Here is a 13,388-nt window from a genome sequence, read left to right as displayed (position 1 = left end):
AGTCCCTGGGTGACCATCGCCTCCGCCACCCCTCCCCCTTCCCGGCGCCCCGCGTGGGCCGGCCGCAACTACACCCTGCTGACCGCCGCCGCCGTCGTCACGAACCTGGGCAGCCAGGGCGCGCTGATCGCGGCGGCGTTCGCCGTCCTCCAGGTTGGCGGCAGTGGCGGTGACGTGGGCCTGGTCGCGGCGGCCCGCACCGTGCCGCTCGTCCTGTTCCTGCTGGTCGGCGGCGCACTGGCGGACCGGCTGCCGCGGCACCGGGTGATGGTCGCCGCCAACGTCCTCAACTTCCTTTCGCAGGGCGCCTTCGCGCTCCTCGTCCTCAATGGCGATCCCCGGCTGTGGCAGATGATGGCGCTGTCCGCGCTCGGCGGCACGGGCCAGGCGTTCTTCGGCCCGGCGTCCGAGGGCATGCTGATGTCCACCGTGAGCGGTGAGCAGGCCGGACGGGCCTTCGCGTTCTACCGGATGGCGATGCACGGTGCGGGCATCGGCGGCGCCGCGCTCGGCGGCGCCCTCATCGCGGTCGTCGGCCCGGGCTGGGTGCTCGCGATCGACGCCGCCGCCTTCGCGGTGGCCGGCGCGCTGCGGGCCTTCCTCGACGTGAGCCACATACCGCCCCGCGAGGCGGGCGGCGGCATGCTCTCCGATCTCCGCGAGGGCTGGCGTGAGTTCGTGTCGCGGCCCTGGCTGTGGTCGGTCGTGGTGCAGTTCGCGGTCGTCAACGCCGTGGTGGCGGCCGCCGAGGCGGTGTACGGACCGCTGGTGGCGCGTGACGATCTGGGCGGGCCGGGCCCCTGGGGGTTCGCGCTCGCCGCGTTCGGCGCCGGCACGTTCTGCGGCGCGCTCCTGATGATGCGCTGGAAACCACGCCGCCTCCTGCTCGCGGGCAGCCTCAGCATCTTCCCGCTGGCCCTTCCCTCCGCCGCGCTCGCGGTGCCGCTGCCCGTGATGGCACTCGCGGCCGTCATGCTCCTGACGGGCGTCTCGATCGAGGTCTTCGGCGTCTCCTGGATGACCGCGCTCAGCCAGGAGATCCCGGAGGAGAAACTGTCCCGCGTCTCCGCCTACGACTGGCTCGGCTCGATCGCCATGGTGCCGCTGGCCACCGCGCTCGCCGGGCCCGTCCAGAGCGCGGTGGGCCGCACGTCCGCGTTGTGGGGCTGCTCGGCGCTGATCGTCCTGCTGACCGCGGCGGTCCTGTGCGTGCCCGACGTACGCCGCCTGACCCGGCGCACCGGACCGGTGGCTGCGTCCGCCCCCGCGGACTCAGCCGATACTGAAGGCGCCCTCGGGCGGCTCGGGTGAGGGCCGCGCGTCCGCGTCCGTGACGGGCTGGGCGTCCGCGACGAAGCGGCGCAGGGAGTCGCCGTGTTCGACCCGTGCCGGAAAGGCGTCGCTCGCCGTGCGCCGGGCCAGCGGGGCGACGTCCAGGGGGCGCGCCGAGGCCAGCAGCACCGCGTTGCCGAAGCGCCGCCCGCGCAGCACCGACGGCTCGGCGATCAGGGCGACGTCCGCGAACACCGCGCGGAACGTGGCGAGTTGGGAGCGGAGGAAGGCGAAGGGCGTACCGTCGGCGAGGTTGGCCGCGTAGATCCCGCCGGGCCTCAGAACGCGCTCGGCGACGCGTGCGTACGCGATCGAGGTGAGGTGGGCGGGCACCCGCGAGCCGCCGAAGACATCGGCGACCAGCAGGTCGGCCGATGCGGCGGGAGCCGCTTCGGCCCAGGCCCTGGCGTCCGCGGCGTGCAGGGTGATCCCGGCGTCCGGAGGCAGCGGCAGACGTTCGCGGACGAGCTGGACGAGCGCCCGGTCGGCGTCCACCACGTCCTGACGTGAGCCGGGCCTGGTCGCCGCGATGTAACGGGGCAGGGTGAGGGCGCCGCCGCCGAGGTGCAGCACGTCCAGCGGATCGCCCTCACCGGCCGCGCAGTCCACGACATGGGCGAGCCGGCGCAGGTATTCGAACTCGATGTACGTGGGGTCGTCGAGGTCCACGTACGACTGCGGTGCGCCGTCCACCGTCAGCAGCCAGGCCCGCGCGCGGTCGACGTCGGGGATCAGCTTGGCGGTGCCCCAGTCGACCTCCCTGATGACGGGTATCGGTTCGGCGTGCGGGTCGTCGTTCACCGTCCCATTGTGCGCCCGGCGCCCCGGCCCGCGCCGCCGGGCGTCCGGCGACGCGGTCACCCGGCCCGGCCGGCGGCCGGGGGCCCGCCTCCCCCGCCCCGGTTGGGGGAGGCGGGCCGCCGGGTCACAGGAGCGCGCCGACCGTTCCGGCGCCGACCGTGCGGCCACCCTCGCGGATGGCGAAGCCGAGCCCGGCCTCCAGGGGCGTGTCACGGCCGAGCTCGACGGTCATGGTGACCGTCTCGCCGGGCCGCGCGAGCGCCAGCCCGCCGAGGTCGACGTCGCCGACCACGTCCGCGGTGCGGATGTAGAACTGCGGCCGGTAGCCGGTGACGATCGGCGTGGAGCGGCCGCCCTCACGCGTCGACAGGACGTACACCTGGGCGGTGAACCTCCGGCTCGGTGTGACGCTGTGGGGCTCGGCGACCACGTGCCCGCGGCGCACCGCGTCACCTGGCACCCCGCGCAGCAGCAGCGCCACGTTGTCGCCCGCCTGCGCCGACTCCATCGGCTTGCCGAACGTCTCAAGGCCCGTGACCACGGACTCGACGTCCGCGCCCAGGACCTGCACCCGGTCACCGACGCGCACGGTGCCCCGCTCGACGGCTCCGGTCACCACGGTGCCGCGCCCCGTGATGGTGAGCACGTTCTCGACGGGCAGCAGGAACGGCGCGTCGACATAGCGCTCGGGCAACGGCACATAGGTGTCCACGGCGTCGAGGAGCGCGCCGATCGCCTCGGTCCAACGCGGCTCGCCCGCGAGGGCCTTGAGGCCCGAGACCCGCACGACGGGAACGGAGTCTCCCCCGTACCCGTGCGCGGAAAGCAGCTCGCGGACCTCCAGCTCGACCAGGTCGCTCAGCTCCTCGTCCCCGGCGTCCGCCTTGTTGAGTGCCACCACGATGTGGTCGACGCCCACCTGGCGGGCGAGCAGGACGTGTTCGGCGGTCTGCGGCATGATCCCGTCGAGCGCCGAGACCACGAGGATCGCCCCGTCCAGCTGGGCGGCGCCCGTGACCATGTTCTTGACGTAGTCGGCGTGGCCCGGCATGTCGACGTGCGCGTAGTGGCGGGTGTCGGTCTCGTACTCGACGTGCGCGATGTTGATGGTGATGCCGCGCGCGGCCTCCTCCGGGGCACGGTCGATCCGGTCGAACGAGACGTATTGGGTGGGGCCGCCGTCGCGCTCGGCGAGCACTTTGGTGATGGCGGCGGTCAGGGTGGTCTTGCCGTGGTCGACATGGCCCATGGTGCCGATGTTGAGGTGGGGCTTGGTGCGTACGTATGCCGTCTTGGGCATGGCTGAGTGTCCCTCGCGTGGTCGCGGAGCTGAGCTGGGACCCCTGGGTCCGGCCGACCCTCCCCGTGCGGGGTCCGCCGGAATCTCCGGGAAGGGTCAGCTTCGGGCGCCGCCGAGGGGCGCCGCGGTCACGATCACGTCGGCCGCTGTGACGACGGCAGCCTTCGGCGCGTCCGCTGCTGCGGACGGCGCTGCGAGGAAGGCGTACCTGGACATGCCGCCGATCATCCCTGGTGGGCGGTGGCGCGTCGAATGGTTTTCGGCGGGCCGGATTTGGGGCGGTGGAGCCCCGCTCAGAGGTTCTTCAGGGCCTCGCGCACGGACAGCGGCGACAGGCTCTCCTGCTCGGCCGCGACGAAGGAGCGGACCGCGCCCGGGTCGGTTTTGGCGTACTCGCGCAGGCTCCAGCCGATGGCCTTGCGGATGAAGAAGTCCGGGTGTCCTGCGCGGCGCAGACAGTGGCCGAAGAGGCGGTCGGCGTCGGTGCGGTCCTTGTAGGTGAGCTGGTGCAGCAGTGCGGTGCGGGCGAGCCAGAGGTCGTCGTCGTCGATCCACGCGTCCATCACCGTGGCCAGTTGCCCGTCGGCGGCGACAAGCGGGCCGACGACGTGGGCGGCGAGGTGGTCGACGGTGTCCCACCAGGAGGTGGTGACGACGAGGTGGCGGGCGATGGGCAGGAAGGCGGACGAGCAGACCCGGACGTGGCGCCGCAGGTAGTCGACCGCGAAGTAGTGGTACTCGCGCTCCTCCAGGGCCCAGCACCGCAGGGCGACGGCCGTGCAGTCCGCCTCGGTGGGCCGCGGGAGTCCGGCGAGCACGGTCCGCGACAGCGCGCGGCGTTCGGGGGTGCGTACGCCGAGGAAGGGCGCGACGCCTTTCATGTACGCGACCATCTCGGCGGCCCGGTGCGGATTCCCGCCGCCCGGGTAGACCCGCACCAGGCGCGCGAGGACGTCGTCGGCGAGCGGGCTGTGCGGCACACGGGCGGTCATGGGGTCACCGTACGCATCGCGCGCCGCGATCGTGTGGGACTGCACTCACGGCGGGCGGGTGCCCCGGTCGGTTAGTCTCCCGAGATGTTCGAGCCCGCTGCCCGACCCATGTCCGGTCTCACCGCACGGTGCGGCAGAGCCCTGCTCTCGCCGTGGTCGCGGCTGTCGCTGCTCGTGGTGGTGCTGGCCGGCGCCGGGGCCGCCGTGCTGGTCCTCCAGCCGCAGCGGCTGCTCGCCGACGGCCTGCCGCCGCAGGTGGGCGGGGCCGGGGCGGTGGCGCTCTTCGCGGTGGCGTACGGGCTGTGCACGGCGGCTTTCGTGCCGCGCCCGATCCTCAATCTGGCCGCCGGGGCCCTCTTCGCCACCCAGGCGGGGCTGTTGTCCGCGCTCGCCGGCACGGTGCTGGGCGCCGGCATCTCGTTCGGGCTCGGCCGGGTGCTCGGGCAGGACGCGCTGCGCCCCCTGGTGCGCGGGCGCTGGCTCAAGGCGGCGGACGGTCAGCTGTCGCGGCACGGGTTCCGTTCGATGATGGCGATCCGGCTGTTCCCGGGGGTGCCGTTCGCCGCCGCCAACTACTGTGCGGCGGTCTCGCGCATGGGGTGGGCGCCGTTCCTGCTGGCGACGGGACTCGGATCGGTGCCCAACACCCTCGCGTACGTCGTCGCGGGCAGCAGCGCGTCGTCGCCGACGTCGCCCGCCTTTCTGGTCGCGATGGGCTTCATCGTGCTGAGCGGGGTGGCGGCCGCCGTGGTGGCCTGGTGCAGGCGGAGCCGGTTGCGCCGACGCCGGGCGGGCCGCGGGCCTGCGGCCTGACCCCACCGGTCAGAGGGGCCGGGCGGTGTCCGATGCCTGTTGCCACCGGGATGCGGCCGCGCGGCCACCGTCCGTTCACCCGCCGTCGCTAGCGTGCCCCTCGTTCCGCGCACGGTCACCTGCGCGCCGTGCGGCCAGGCAGCCGTGCGGCCCGGTGTGCCGGCCGGTCCCGTCGTGCCGGCCGGCTCTCGCCCCGACCCCCTTGGATGGCGCAGCACCCCATGTCTTGGTTCGAATCGTTCATACTCGGGCTCGTCCAGGGGCTCACCGAGTTCCTGCCCGTCTCCTCCAGCGCGCACCTGCGGCTGACCGCGGCGTTCGCGGGCTGGCACGATCCGGGGGCCGCGTTCACCGCCATCACCCAGATCGGCACGGAGACGGCCGTTCTCATCTACTTCCGGGCGGACATCGCGCGCATCGTGTCGGCGTGGTTCCGCTCGCTCGGCGACCGTTCGGTGCGCGGCGAGAGCGATGCGCGCATGGGGTGGCTGGTCATCGTCGGCTCGATCCCGATCGGGGTGCTGGGCATCGTCCTGAAGGACCAGATCGACACCTCCTTCCGCGATCTGCGGGTGATCGCGACCACCCTGGTGGTGATGGGCGTCGTACTCGGCGTCGCGGACCGGCTGGCGGCCCGTGACGAGTCGGGCGGCCGGCACCGCGCGGCCAGGGAACGCAAGTCGTTGGCCGAACTGAGCACCAGGGACGGCCTGGTCTACGGAATGTGCCAGGCCATGGCGCTCATCCCGGGGGTCTCGCGGTCCGGCGCCACCATCAGCGGCGGCCTGCTCATGGGGTACACCCGCGAGGCGGCGGCCCGCTACTCCTTCCTGCTGGCCGTGCCCGCCGTGCTGGCGTCCGGGGTCTTCGAGCTGAAGGACGCGGGCGGCCCGGGCCAGGCCCCCTTGCTCGCGACGCTGTTCGCCGCGGTCATCGCCTTCGGCGTGGGCTACGCGGTCATCGCCTGGTTCATGTCCTTCATCTCCAGCAGGAGTTTCATGCCCTTCGTGGTCTACCGCATCGTGCTGGGCGTCGTCCTGTTCGTCCTCATCGGCGCGGGCTCCCTCGATCCGGACGCCGGTGGCGGACTCTGACTCGGGCCGCGCGGGCTCCGGTTGGCCGCTCAGTCCGCCGCGGGGCCGGGGCCGCCCCCCTTGATCTCCTCCGCGCGCAGCGCCAGGTCCTGGAGCACATCGGCCGACGACACGTCCTGTTCGCCGGCGTCGTGGACCTGCGCGAGAGCCACGAAGGCCAGGCTGAAGGCGGCCACGAGCTGCCGGATGGCGCCGCCGACCTCCCTGGCCACGAGCGTCGCCATCTCCTGCGGCGTGGCGTCCGCGGGGATCTCGATGTGCGGCATCGTCTCGTTGAGCAGAGCGGTGACGATGCCGATCTCGGTGTCCCGGCCGGTGCGTTCGCCCTCTTCCTCGATACGGCGGCGGTAGTCCCCTGCCTCGGTGAGGATGCCGATCACACGCTTGAGAACTTCGCTCTGCTCCATGCCGCGAGGATAGGCGGCGCCGCCCGCGACGGCACCCGACAACGCCTTGCCCACGCCGCGCAGTTGACCCGCCGCGCCTCGCACCTGCCCGGATGCAGCTTCCCGGGGGCCGCCGGCACCGGTTCCGCCACCGCACTCAACCGGCCCGAGTTGGCTGAGAGTTCCCACTCCGTGGCGGTGGGTCACATCATGGCCGTAGGCTTGTCCTCATGCCCCCGACTTTCGACCGCCGCTGCCTTCGCCCTGCCGACGTGGTGAACGCGGAGATCCGCTCCCTGTGGGAGCGGTCCGACGGACGCCTCTCGCCCGACGAGGAGGAGCGCTACCGCCGGCTCCTGATCGAGTGGGCCGCCGCAGTGCGCACCGACACCGCGCAAGCGGCCTGAACCAGACCCTTCCAAACCTCCCACGGCCTGTGATCTTGGCCACCCCGCACGGCTCCCACCTGGGCTTCCTCGCATAAACGCGTGTGGGCGCACGGCCGGACCCGTAGCCTGGTCACATGTCCTACTCCCCCGAACGGTCCGGCCCCGAGCCGTCCGACGCGGATGCCGCCAACGACGCCATCCGTGCGCTCGTCGACGGCGCGGACGGGCAGTGGCCCGCGGAGGAATACGAGCGGCTGCTCGCCGAATGGGCGGCGGCCGTGGGCGAGGGAGTTCCGCTCGCAACGGCAGCGGCCCGGCCGCAGGCCTGAGCCACCCTATTCCGCTTGCCGCCGCCCGCACACGGGTGTTGGAGTGGCCCGATGGACACCGACCCCTTGGACAGCGGGACCGATGACGCGCTGCTCGCCGTCTTCGACCGGCAGATGCGCGAGAACGCCCAGCCCGACGGGGCCGGCGCCCGGGTCGAGCGGAGCGGCGACGTCGTACGCCAGGTGGGGCCCGCCCCCGTCTGGAACGGCGTGCTCTGGTCGGACCTGACCGCGGCGAACGCGGATGCCCACATAGCCTCGCAGGTAAGCCACTTCGCCTCTTGCGGCACCGAGTGGGAGTGGAAGCTGTACGCCCACGACTGCCCCGCCGACCTCGGCCGGCGCCTGCTGGCCGCAGGTTTTTCGGCCGAGCCCGAGGAGACCGTCATGGTGGCCCGCGTCGCGGAGCTGCCTCTCGGCGTCGAGCAGATCCCGGGCACCCTGCGTCCCGTGACGGACGCCGCGGGGGTGCGTCTGATGACGGAGGTCCACACGGGGGCGTTCGGCAGCGACTCCTCGCGCCTCGGGGAGCGGCTGCTCGCCCAGTTCGCCGAGGCTCCCGACACCGTCATCGGGGTCGTCGCCATGGCCGGGGACCAGCCGGTGAGCGCGGCCCGCATGGACTTCCATCCCGGCACGGAGTTCGCCAGTCTGTGGGGCGGGGGCACCCTGCCCGAGTGGCGCGGCAGGGGCATCTACCGGGCGCTGGTCGCCCATCGCGCCCGCATCGCCGCCCGACGCGGCTACCGCTACCTCCAGGTCGACGCCTCCGCCCAGAGCCGCCCCATCCTGCGGCGCCTCGGCTTCGTACCGCTGACGGTGACGACGCCGTACATCCGCCGGCCGTAGGCGTCCGGGCCCGGGCCGGACGCGGCCCGCGATCCGGCTGCGGCCGTACGCCGGGTTCGTGGCCGGCGTCGGTGTCGGCTCGGCCCCGACTCGCTCAGGTCAGGCCGCGGTCAGGCCCGGTCAGGTCAGGCCCGGCCCCGTCAGGTCAGGACCGGCCCGGCCCCGTCAGGTCAGGACCGGCCCGGCCCCGTCAGGTCGCATCAGGTCGGATCAGGTCGGATCAGGTCAGGGCACATCAGATCGGGTCCTCGAAGGCTCCGTGCCGGCCGGCTCCCGAGGTGAACCTCGCCGCTCCCTCGGCCGCTTCGCCCAGCGCGTGGAGGCCGTGCCGCACCTCACCCCGCAGCGCCTCCTCCTCGCCAAGGCCTTCCTGTTCGAGCAGGGACATCCGGTCGTGGCGCAGGCAGGTCCCCGGGAAGGCGGCGATCTCCGCGGCGAGCCGTTCCGCCGCCGTGCGGGCGGCCCCGTTGGGTACGACCCGGTCCGCGAGGCCGATGGCGTGGGCCTCCGCGGAATCCACCGGCCGCCCGGTGAGGACGAGGTCCATGGCACGGCCCGCCCCGATGAGCCGCGGCAGCCGGACCGTGCCGCCGTCGACCAGCGGCACGCCCCAGCGGCGGCCGAAGACGCCGAACACAGCGTCCCGCTCCACCACCCTCAGGTCGCACCAGAGGGCGAGTTCGAGCCCGCCCGCCACCGCGTGCCCGGCGACGGCGGCGATGACCGGCTTGGAGAGCCGCAACCGGGTGGGGCCCATCGGTCCGTCGCCGTCCTCGGTCACCGTGTTGCCGCGTCCGGTGCCCAGCGCCTTGAGGTCGGCGCCCGAGCAGAACGTGCCACCCTCGCCCCAGAGCACCGCGACCGCTGCCCGCTCGTCGGCATCGAAGGCGCGGAACGCGTCGGCGAGCGCCCGTGCGGTGGGGCCGTCCACCGCGTTGCGCACGCCGGGGCGCGAGAGGATGACGGTCGTGACCGGGCCGTGCCGTTCGCTGCGTACCGCCGGGATGGTGTCGTCAGTCATGGCGCCAGCGCTAACACGGCGCGCCAACCACCCACAAGTGCAGGGCTCTTGGACTTACGGGCCAGTGGGCGGAGACTGACCCGATGACGCAGCGTGTGGATCTCGGGACCCTCTTGGACCGCCTGGCCATCGACGAACTCATCACCGGATATGCCGCGGCCGTCGACGACGGGGACTGGACCGCCTACCGCGCCCTGTTCGCCGCCGACGGCCGCGCCGACTACCGCGCGGCGGGCGGCATCGAGGGCGGGGCCGAGGAGGTGGCCCAATGGCTCACCGAAAGCCTGCGGCTCTTCCCGGTCCGCCAGCACCTGATCACCAACCGGATGCTGACCCTCCAGGACCTCGGCGGCTACCCGGGCGACCGGGCCGAGCTGCGCGCCGACTACGTCAACCCGATGTGCTTCGGCGCCGACGGCGGCACACCGTCCGCGCCCGACTTCGAGTCCGGCGGGCGGTACGCGTTCTCGCTGGTGCGCACCGAGGAGGGGTGGCGGCTGCGATCGGTCACCGTGCACGAGAAGTGGCGGCGGATGTCGGGGGCGCTCGCCGAGGGGTGAGTGACGGCGGGTGGCGGGGCCCCCGCCAGGGGCTGAGTGGCGGCGGATGTCGGGGGCGCTCGCCGAGGGGTGAGTGGCGACGGTACGCGCCGGGACGTCGGGTCCGCCGGCCCCCGGCCGTGGCTCCGCCCGACACTGCTGTCACACGTGGGCTGTGGACACGCCGGTTGTGGGCACACTGACGGGGGGACGACACAACTGATCACCGGGGGGGGTGGGCAAGGAGGCGCGGTATGCGGATGTGGGTCGGCCGTCATGGACGGAGTCTTGCCTCGGCCTGGTGGCGGGGAGCCGCCGCGCTGCTGGCCGGGGCGCTGCCGGCGCTCGCCTTCCCGGCGCCCGCGCTGTGGTGGCTCGCCTATGTCGCGCTCGTGCCCCTGCTGCTCCTGGTCCGTTCCGCCGACAGTGTCCGGCGGGCCGCGCTCGACGGCTGGCTCGGCGGCACCGGGTTCATGCTCGCCGTGCACCACTGGCTGCTGCCGAGCCTCAATGTCTTCATCGTGGTGCTGGCCGGGCTGCTCGGCCTGCTGTGGGCGCCGTGGGGCGTCCTGGTGCGCTCGACGCTCGGCGGCAGGCCCTCGGCCCTGCGCGCCCTGACCGCGGTGGCGGTGGTGCCATCGGGCTGGCTGATGGTCGAGCTCGTCCGGTCGTGGCAGGGGCTCGGCGGCCCATGGGGGCTGCTCGGCGCGAGTCAGTGGGAGGTCGCTCCCGCGCTCCGGCTGATGTCGGTGGGCGGGGTCTGGCTGGTGAGCCTGCTGGTGGTGGCGGTGAACACCGCCGTCACGCTCATCGTGGCGCTCCCCCCGGTGCGGACCGCCATGGTGGCCGCCCTCGTAATGTGTGCGCTCACCACCGGCGCGGTGTGGATGTGGGCTCCGCACATGGAGCGGGAGGGGCACCTCAGGGTCGCCGTCGTACAGCCGGGCGTGATCGAGAACGAGGACGCGCGGTTCGCCCGCGGCGAGGCGCTGACCCGCTCCCTCGCGGGGCAGCGCGTGGACCTCGTCGTGTGGGGTGAGAGCAGCGTGGGGCAGGACCTGGCGGCCCGCCCCGATCTGGCCGCGCGGATCGCGAAGCTCTCGCAGGAGCTGGATGCGGACATCCTCGTGAACGTGGACGCGCACAGGTCCGACAAGCCGGGGATCTTCAAGAGCTCGGTGCTCGTGGGGCCGCACGGCCCGACCGGGCAGCGCTACGACAAGATGCGGCTCGTGCCGTTCGGTGAGTACATTCCGGCGCGCTCGCTGCTGGGCTGGGCCACCTCGGTCGGCAAAGCGGCCGACGAGGACCGCAGGCGCGGTACGACGCCCGTGGTGATGACGCTGCCGAACGCCGTGCGGGTGGGACCGCTGGTGTGCTTCGAGTCGGCGTTCCCCGACATGAGCCGTCATCTGGTGCGCAGCGGCGCGCAGTTGCTCATCGCGCAGTCATCGACCTCGTCGTTCCAGGACACCTGGGCCCCGGCCCAGCATGCCTCGCTGGCCGCACTGCGCGCCGCCGAGACGGGCCGCCCGATGGTCCATGCGACGCTGACCGGCATCAGCGCGGTCTACGGTGCGGACGGCGGCCGGATCGGCAAGTGGACCGGCACGTCCGCCAGCACCGCCACGGTGTACGACATTCCGCTCGCCACCGGCACCACGCCCTATGTGCGTTTCGGCGACTGGGCGGTGTACACGGCGCTCGCGACGCTCGCCGTGTTCTGCGCGGCCGAGGCGGCGCGTGCGTTCAGGAGGCCTGCTCCAAGGACTCCCGCACCACCCGCTCGCACAGGGCATGGGTCGCCAGCGCGTCCTGGGCGCTGAGCAGCTTTTCGGCCCGTACGGCGTCGAGGAAGGACAGCACGGCCTGTTCGATGCCGCGCTGGCGGGCGACCGGCACCCAGTCACCGCGGCGGCGCAGCGTCGGCTGGCCCTTGTGGTCCACGACCTCGGCGAGGTTGAGGACCTGGCGCTTGCTGTCCTGCCCGGAGACTTCGAGGATCTCCTCGGTGGAGCCGCTCATCCGGTTCATGGTGCCGATCGCGGTGAATCCGTCGCCGGAGAGCTGGAGGACGACGTGCTCCATGAGGCCTTCGCGGATCCGGGCGCGTACGACGGTGTGCTCGATCGGGCCGGGCGCCAGGAAACGCAGGGTGTCCACGACGTGGATGAAGTCGTCGAGGACCAGGGTGCGCGGGTCCTCGGGCAGTCCCACGCGGTTCTTCTGCATCAGGATCAACTCGCGCGGATGGTCGGCGCACTGGGCGTAGCCGGGCGCCAGACGCCGGTTGAAGCCCACGGCGAGGCTGACGCCGCGCTTTTCGGCGAGCGCCACCAGCCGCTCGGACTCGGCGAGTTCGTACGCAAGCGGCTTGTCCACGTAGGTCGGTACGCCGGCTTCGAGCAGCCGCGTCACGATCGCCGGGTGCACGGCGGTCGGCGCGTGCACGAACGCCGCGTCGAGGTCCTGCGCGAGCAGCGAGTCGAGGTCGGTGTGGCATTGCGCGGCGGGAATGCGGTGGGTGCCGGCCACCGCGGCCAGGGTGGCCGGGGTGCGGGTCTGGAGGTGCAGTTCCGTGTCCGCCAGCTGGGTCAGAACCGGCAGATAGGCCTTCTGCGCGATGTCCCCGAGCCCGATGCATCCGACCTTCACGGGATCTCCCTGTCGCCGAGTGGTGTCCTGCTCCGTCGCCCGGTCAGCATACGTGCGGCCGGAAAGCGGCCGGAAAGCGGCCGGGCCGCGGGCCGAATCCGGTCGGTGGCTGGGGCCGCGGAGCCCCCGCCCCGCCGAGTGCCGCGCGCGGTCCCGACGGCGCCGACGCCGCGACAACCGCCGGCCATGACGCGATAACCGCTGGCCATGGACGGGGCAGGCGGTAAGGATGGCGGCATGACGACCTCCGAAGTACCGCCGGCCGCGACGGCCGAACGCGATGAGCCCGCCCTGGACGCCGGCGAGCGGGCCATGCTCGACGGCTGGCTGGATTACCACCGCGAGACGCTGGTTCACAAATGTTCCGGGCTCACCGACGAACAGCTCAAGCTGACCGCCGTGGCACCCTCCGCGCTCACCCTGCTCGGACTTCTGCGGCACATGTCCGAGGTCGAGCGCTGGTGGTTCGTCACGGTGTTCGCGGGCGAGCCCGAGCAAGGCGTGTACGGCGAGGACCCGGACGGCGACTTCCACTTCGGCCCTGACGACACCTACGCCGAGGCGCTTGCCACCTGGCGGAGCGAGGTCGCCGTCGCACGGAAGCAGGCGGCCGGGCACGACCTCGACGAGCTCAGCGTCGGCACCGCGCGCGAGGGGCAGCACTTCAACCTGCGCTGGATCTACACCCACATGATCGAGGAGTACGCCCGCCACAACGGTCACGCCGATCTGCTTCGCGAGGCGATCGACGGTTCGACCGGGACCTGAGGCAGCCGCCTTGAGCCTTGCGCCTTGAGCCCGGGCCGCAGGAGGCCCGGGGCAGCGCCCTCGGGGTGTCACTCGTGCGGGCCATTCCCGCGGGGTGTCACTCGTGTGGGCCATTGTGGT

General features: G+C 73.0%; 15 protein-coding genes. 9 read left to right on the top strand and 6 right to left on the bottom strand.

Annotated elements, in window-relative coordinates; translation table 11 throughout:
• Positions 1-9 precede the first annotated feature (9 nt).
• Positions 10-1,311: an MFS transporter gene (locus tag ACGFW5_RS19455; RefSeq protein WP_393835478.1), complete on the top strand. Its 1,302-nt coding sequence runs from the start codon at positions 10-12 to the stop codon at positions 1,309-1,311.
• Here ACGFW5_RS19455 and ACGFW5_RS19450 read toward each other — a convergent pair.
• The 3 genes from ACGFW5_RS19450 to ACGFW5_RS19440 form a co-directional block, all read right to left on the bottom strand.
• Positions 1,273-2,133 carry a spermidine synthase gene (locus tag ACGFW5_RS19450; RefSeq protein ID WP_393835477.1) on the bottom strand — a complete coding sequence of 287 codons (861 nt, stop codon included), beginning with the start codon at positions 2,131-2,133 and terminating at the stop codon, positions 1,273-1,275. The genes ACGFW5_RS19455 and ACGFW5_RS19450 overlap by 39 nt on opposite strands.
• Before the next feature lie 124 nt (positions 2,134-2,257).
• Positions 2,258-3,433: an elongation factor Tu gene (gene tuf, locus ACGFW5_RS19445; protein WP_393835476.1), complete on the bottom strand. Its 1,176-nt coding sequence runs from the start codon at positions 3,431-3,433 to the stop codon at positions 2,258-2,260.
• A gap of 293 nt (positions 3,434-3,726) precedes the next feature.
• Positions 3,727-4,425, bottom strand: a complete 699-nt coding sequence (locus tag ACGFW5_RS19440) for a DNA alkylation repair protein (protein WP_393835475.1) — start codon at positions 4,423-4,425, stop codon at positions 3,727-3,729.
• Between the two features lie 84 nt (positions 4,426-4,509).
• Here ACGFW5_RS19440 and ACGFW5_RS19435 point away from each other — a divergent pair, with 84 nt between their 5' ends.
• Positions 4,510-5,238 (top strand): TVP38/TMEM64 family protein, encoded by a 729-nt coding sequence (locus ACGFW5_RS19435; protein ID WP_393835474.1) that lies wholly within the window; start codon positions 4,510-4,512, stop codon positions 5,236-5,238.
• Positions 5,239-5,459: 221 nt separating this feature from the next.
• Positions 5,460-6,332 (top strand): undecaprenyl-diphosphate phosphatase, encoded by an 873-nt coding sequence (locus ACGFW5_RS19430; RefSeq protein WP_393835473.1) that lies wholly within the window; start codon positions 5,460-5,462, stop codon positions 6,330-6,332.
• Between the two features lie 29 nt (positions 6,333-6,361).
• On the opposite strand, the gene ACGFW5_RS19425 is transcribed toward ACGFW5_RS19430, so the two are convergent.
• Positions 6,362-6,739, bottom strand: coding sequence for a hypothetical protein (locus tag ACGFW5_RS19425; protein ID WP_393835472.1), 378 nt, complete (start codon positions 6,737-6,739; stop codon positions 6,362-6,364).
• A 209-nt stretch (positions 6,740-6,948) separates the two neighbouring features.
• Here ACGFW5_RS19425 and ACGFW5_RS19420 point away from each other — a divergent pair, with 209 nt between their 5' ends.
• From ACGFW5_RS19420 to ACGFW5_RS19410, 3 genes are all read left to right on the top strand, one after another.
• Entirely contained in the window at positions 6,949-7,125 is a 177-nt protein-coding gene (locus tag ACGFW5_RS19420; protein WP_393835471.1) for a hypothetical protein, read from the top strand.
• A gap of 116 nt (positions 7,126-7,241) precedes the next feature.
• Positions 7,242-7,436, top strand: coding sequence for a hypothetical protein (locus ACGFW5_RS19415; protein ID WP_393835470.1), 195 nt, complete (start codon positions 7,242-7,244; stop codon positions 7,434-7,436).
• Between the two features lie 51 nt (positions 7,437-7,487).
• Positions 7,488-8,285 (top strand): GNAT family N-acetyltransferase, encoded by a 798-nt coding sequence (locus ACGFW5_RS19410; protein ID WP_393835469.1) that lies wholly within the window; start codon positions 7,488-7,490, stop codon positions 8,283-8,285.
• Positions 8,286-8,520: 235 nt separating this feature from the next.
• Here ACGFW5_RS19410 and ACGFW5_RS19405 read toward each other — a convergent pair whose 3' ends face one another.
• Positions 8,521-9,306: a crotonase/enoyl-CoA hydratase family protein gene (locus tag ACGFW5_RS19405; RefSeq protein ID WP_393835468.1), complete on the bottom strand. Its 786-nt coding sequence runs from the start codon at positions 9,304-9,306 to the stop codon at positions 8,521-8,523.
• Positions 9,307-9,389: 83 nt separating this feature from the next.
• Here ACGFW5_RS19405 and ACGFW5_RS19400 point away from each other — a divergent pair, with 83 nt between their 5' ends.
• Positions 9,390-9,866, top strand: a complete 477-nt coding sequence (locus ACGFW5_RS19400) for a nuclear transport factor 2 family protein (protein ID WP_393835467.1) — start codon at positions 9,390-9,392, stop codon at positions 9,864-9,866.
• 233 nt (positions 9,867-10,099) lie between these two features.
• A complete protein-coding gene (gene lnt, locus ACGFW5_RS19395) occupies positions 10,100-11,671 on the top strand; it encodes an apolipoprotein N-acyltransferase (protein ID WP_393835466.1) in 1,572 nt (523 codons plus the stop codon).
• Here lnt and ACGFW5_RS19390 read toward each other — a convergent pair.
• Entirely contained in the window at positions 11,595-12,500 is a 906-nt protein-coding gene (locus tag ACGFW5_RS19390; protein WP_393835465.1) for a Gfo/Idh/MocA family protein, read from the bottom strand. The two genes, lnt and ACGFW5_RS19390, sit on opposite strands and share 77 nt — an antisense overlap.
• A gap of 237 nt (positions 12,501-12,737) precedes the next feature.
• Between ACGFW5_RS19390 and ACGFW5_RS19385 the strand changes: the two genes are divergently transcribed.
• Positions 12,738-13,268, top strand: a complete 531-nt coding sequence (locus tag ACGFW5_RS19385) for a DinB family protein (protein WP_393835464.1) — start codon at positions 12,738-12,740, stop codon at positions 13,266-13,268.
• Positions 13,269-13,388: the final 120 nt, after the last annotated feature.

The sequence above is a fragment of the Streptomyces sp. NPDC048416 genome, from assembly GCF_043200435.1.
Lineage (GTDB): Bacteria > Actinomycetota > Actinomycetes > Streptomycetales > Streptomycetaceae > Streptomyces.
The sequence above is the reverse complement of the archived record's forward strand: the minus strand, read 5'-3'. Positions and strand labels throughout refer to the sequence as shown.

What these genes read in the sequence shown, in the direction of transcription:
- ACGFW5_RS19410 (WP_393835469.1), top strand. Translation starts at nt 7,488, where the DNA reads ATGGACACCGACCCCTTGGACAGCGGGACCGATGACGCGCTGCTCGCC.
- ACGFW5_RS19415 (WP_393835470.1), top strand. Translation starts at nt 7,242, where the DNA reads ATGTCCTACTCCCCCGAACGGTCCGGCCCCGAGCCGTCCGACGCGGAT.
- ACGFW5_RS19400 (WP_393835467.1), top strand. Translation starts at nt 9,390, where the DNA reads ATGACGCAGCGTGTGGATCTCGGGACCCTCTTGGACCGCCTGGCCATC.
- lnt (WP_393835466.1), top strand. Translation starts at nt 10,100, where the DNA reads ATGCGGATGTGGGTCGGCCGTCATGGACGGAGTCTTGCCTCGGCCTGG.
- tuf (WP_393835476.1), bottom strand. Translation starts at nt 3,433, where the DNA reads ATGCCCAAGACGGCATACGTACGCACCAAGCCCCACCTCAACATCGGC.
- ACGFW5_RS19385 (WP_393835464.1), top strand. Translation starts at nt 12,738, where the DNA reads ATGACGACCTCCGAAGTACCGCCGGCCGCGACGGCCGAACGCGATGAG.
- ACGFW5_RS19440 (WP_393835475.1), bottom strand. Translation starts at nt 4,425, where the DNA reads ATGACCGCCCGTGTGCCGCACAGCCCGCTCGCCGACGACGTCCTCGCG.
- ACGFW5_RS19435 (WP_393835474.1), top strand. Translation starts at nt 4,510, where the DNA reads ATGTTCGAGCCCGCTGCCCGACCCATGTCCGGTCTCACCGCACGGTGC.
- ACGFW5_RS19405 (WP_393835468.1), bottom strand. Translation starts at nt 9,306, where the DNA reads ATGACTGACGACACCATCCCGGCGGTACGCAGCGAACGGCACGGCCCG.
- ACGFW5_RS19420 (WP_393835471.1), top strand. Translation starts at nt 6,949, where the DNA reads ATGCCCCCGACTTTCGACCGCCGCTGCCTTCGCCCTGCCGACGTGGTG.
- ACGFW5_RS19425 (WP_393835472.1), bottom strand. Translation starts at nt 6,739, where the DNA reads ATGGAGCAGAGCGAAGTTCTCAAGCGTGTGATCGGCATCCTCACCGAG.
- ACGFW5_RS19430 (WP_393835473.1), top strand. Translation starts at nt 5,460, where the DNA reads ATGTCTTGGTTCGAATCGTTCATACTCGGGCTCGTCCAGGGGCTCACC.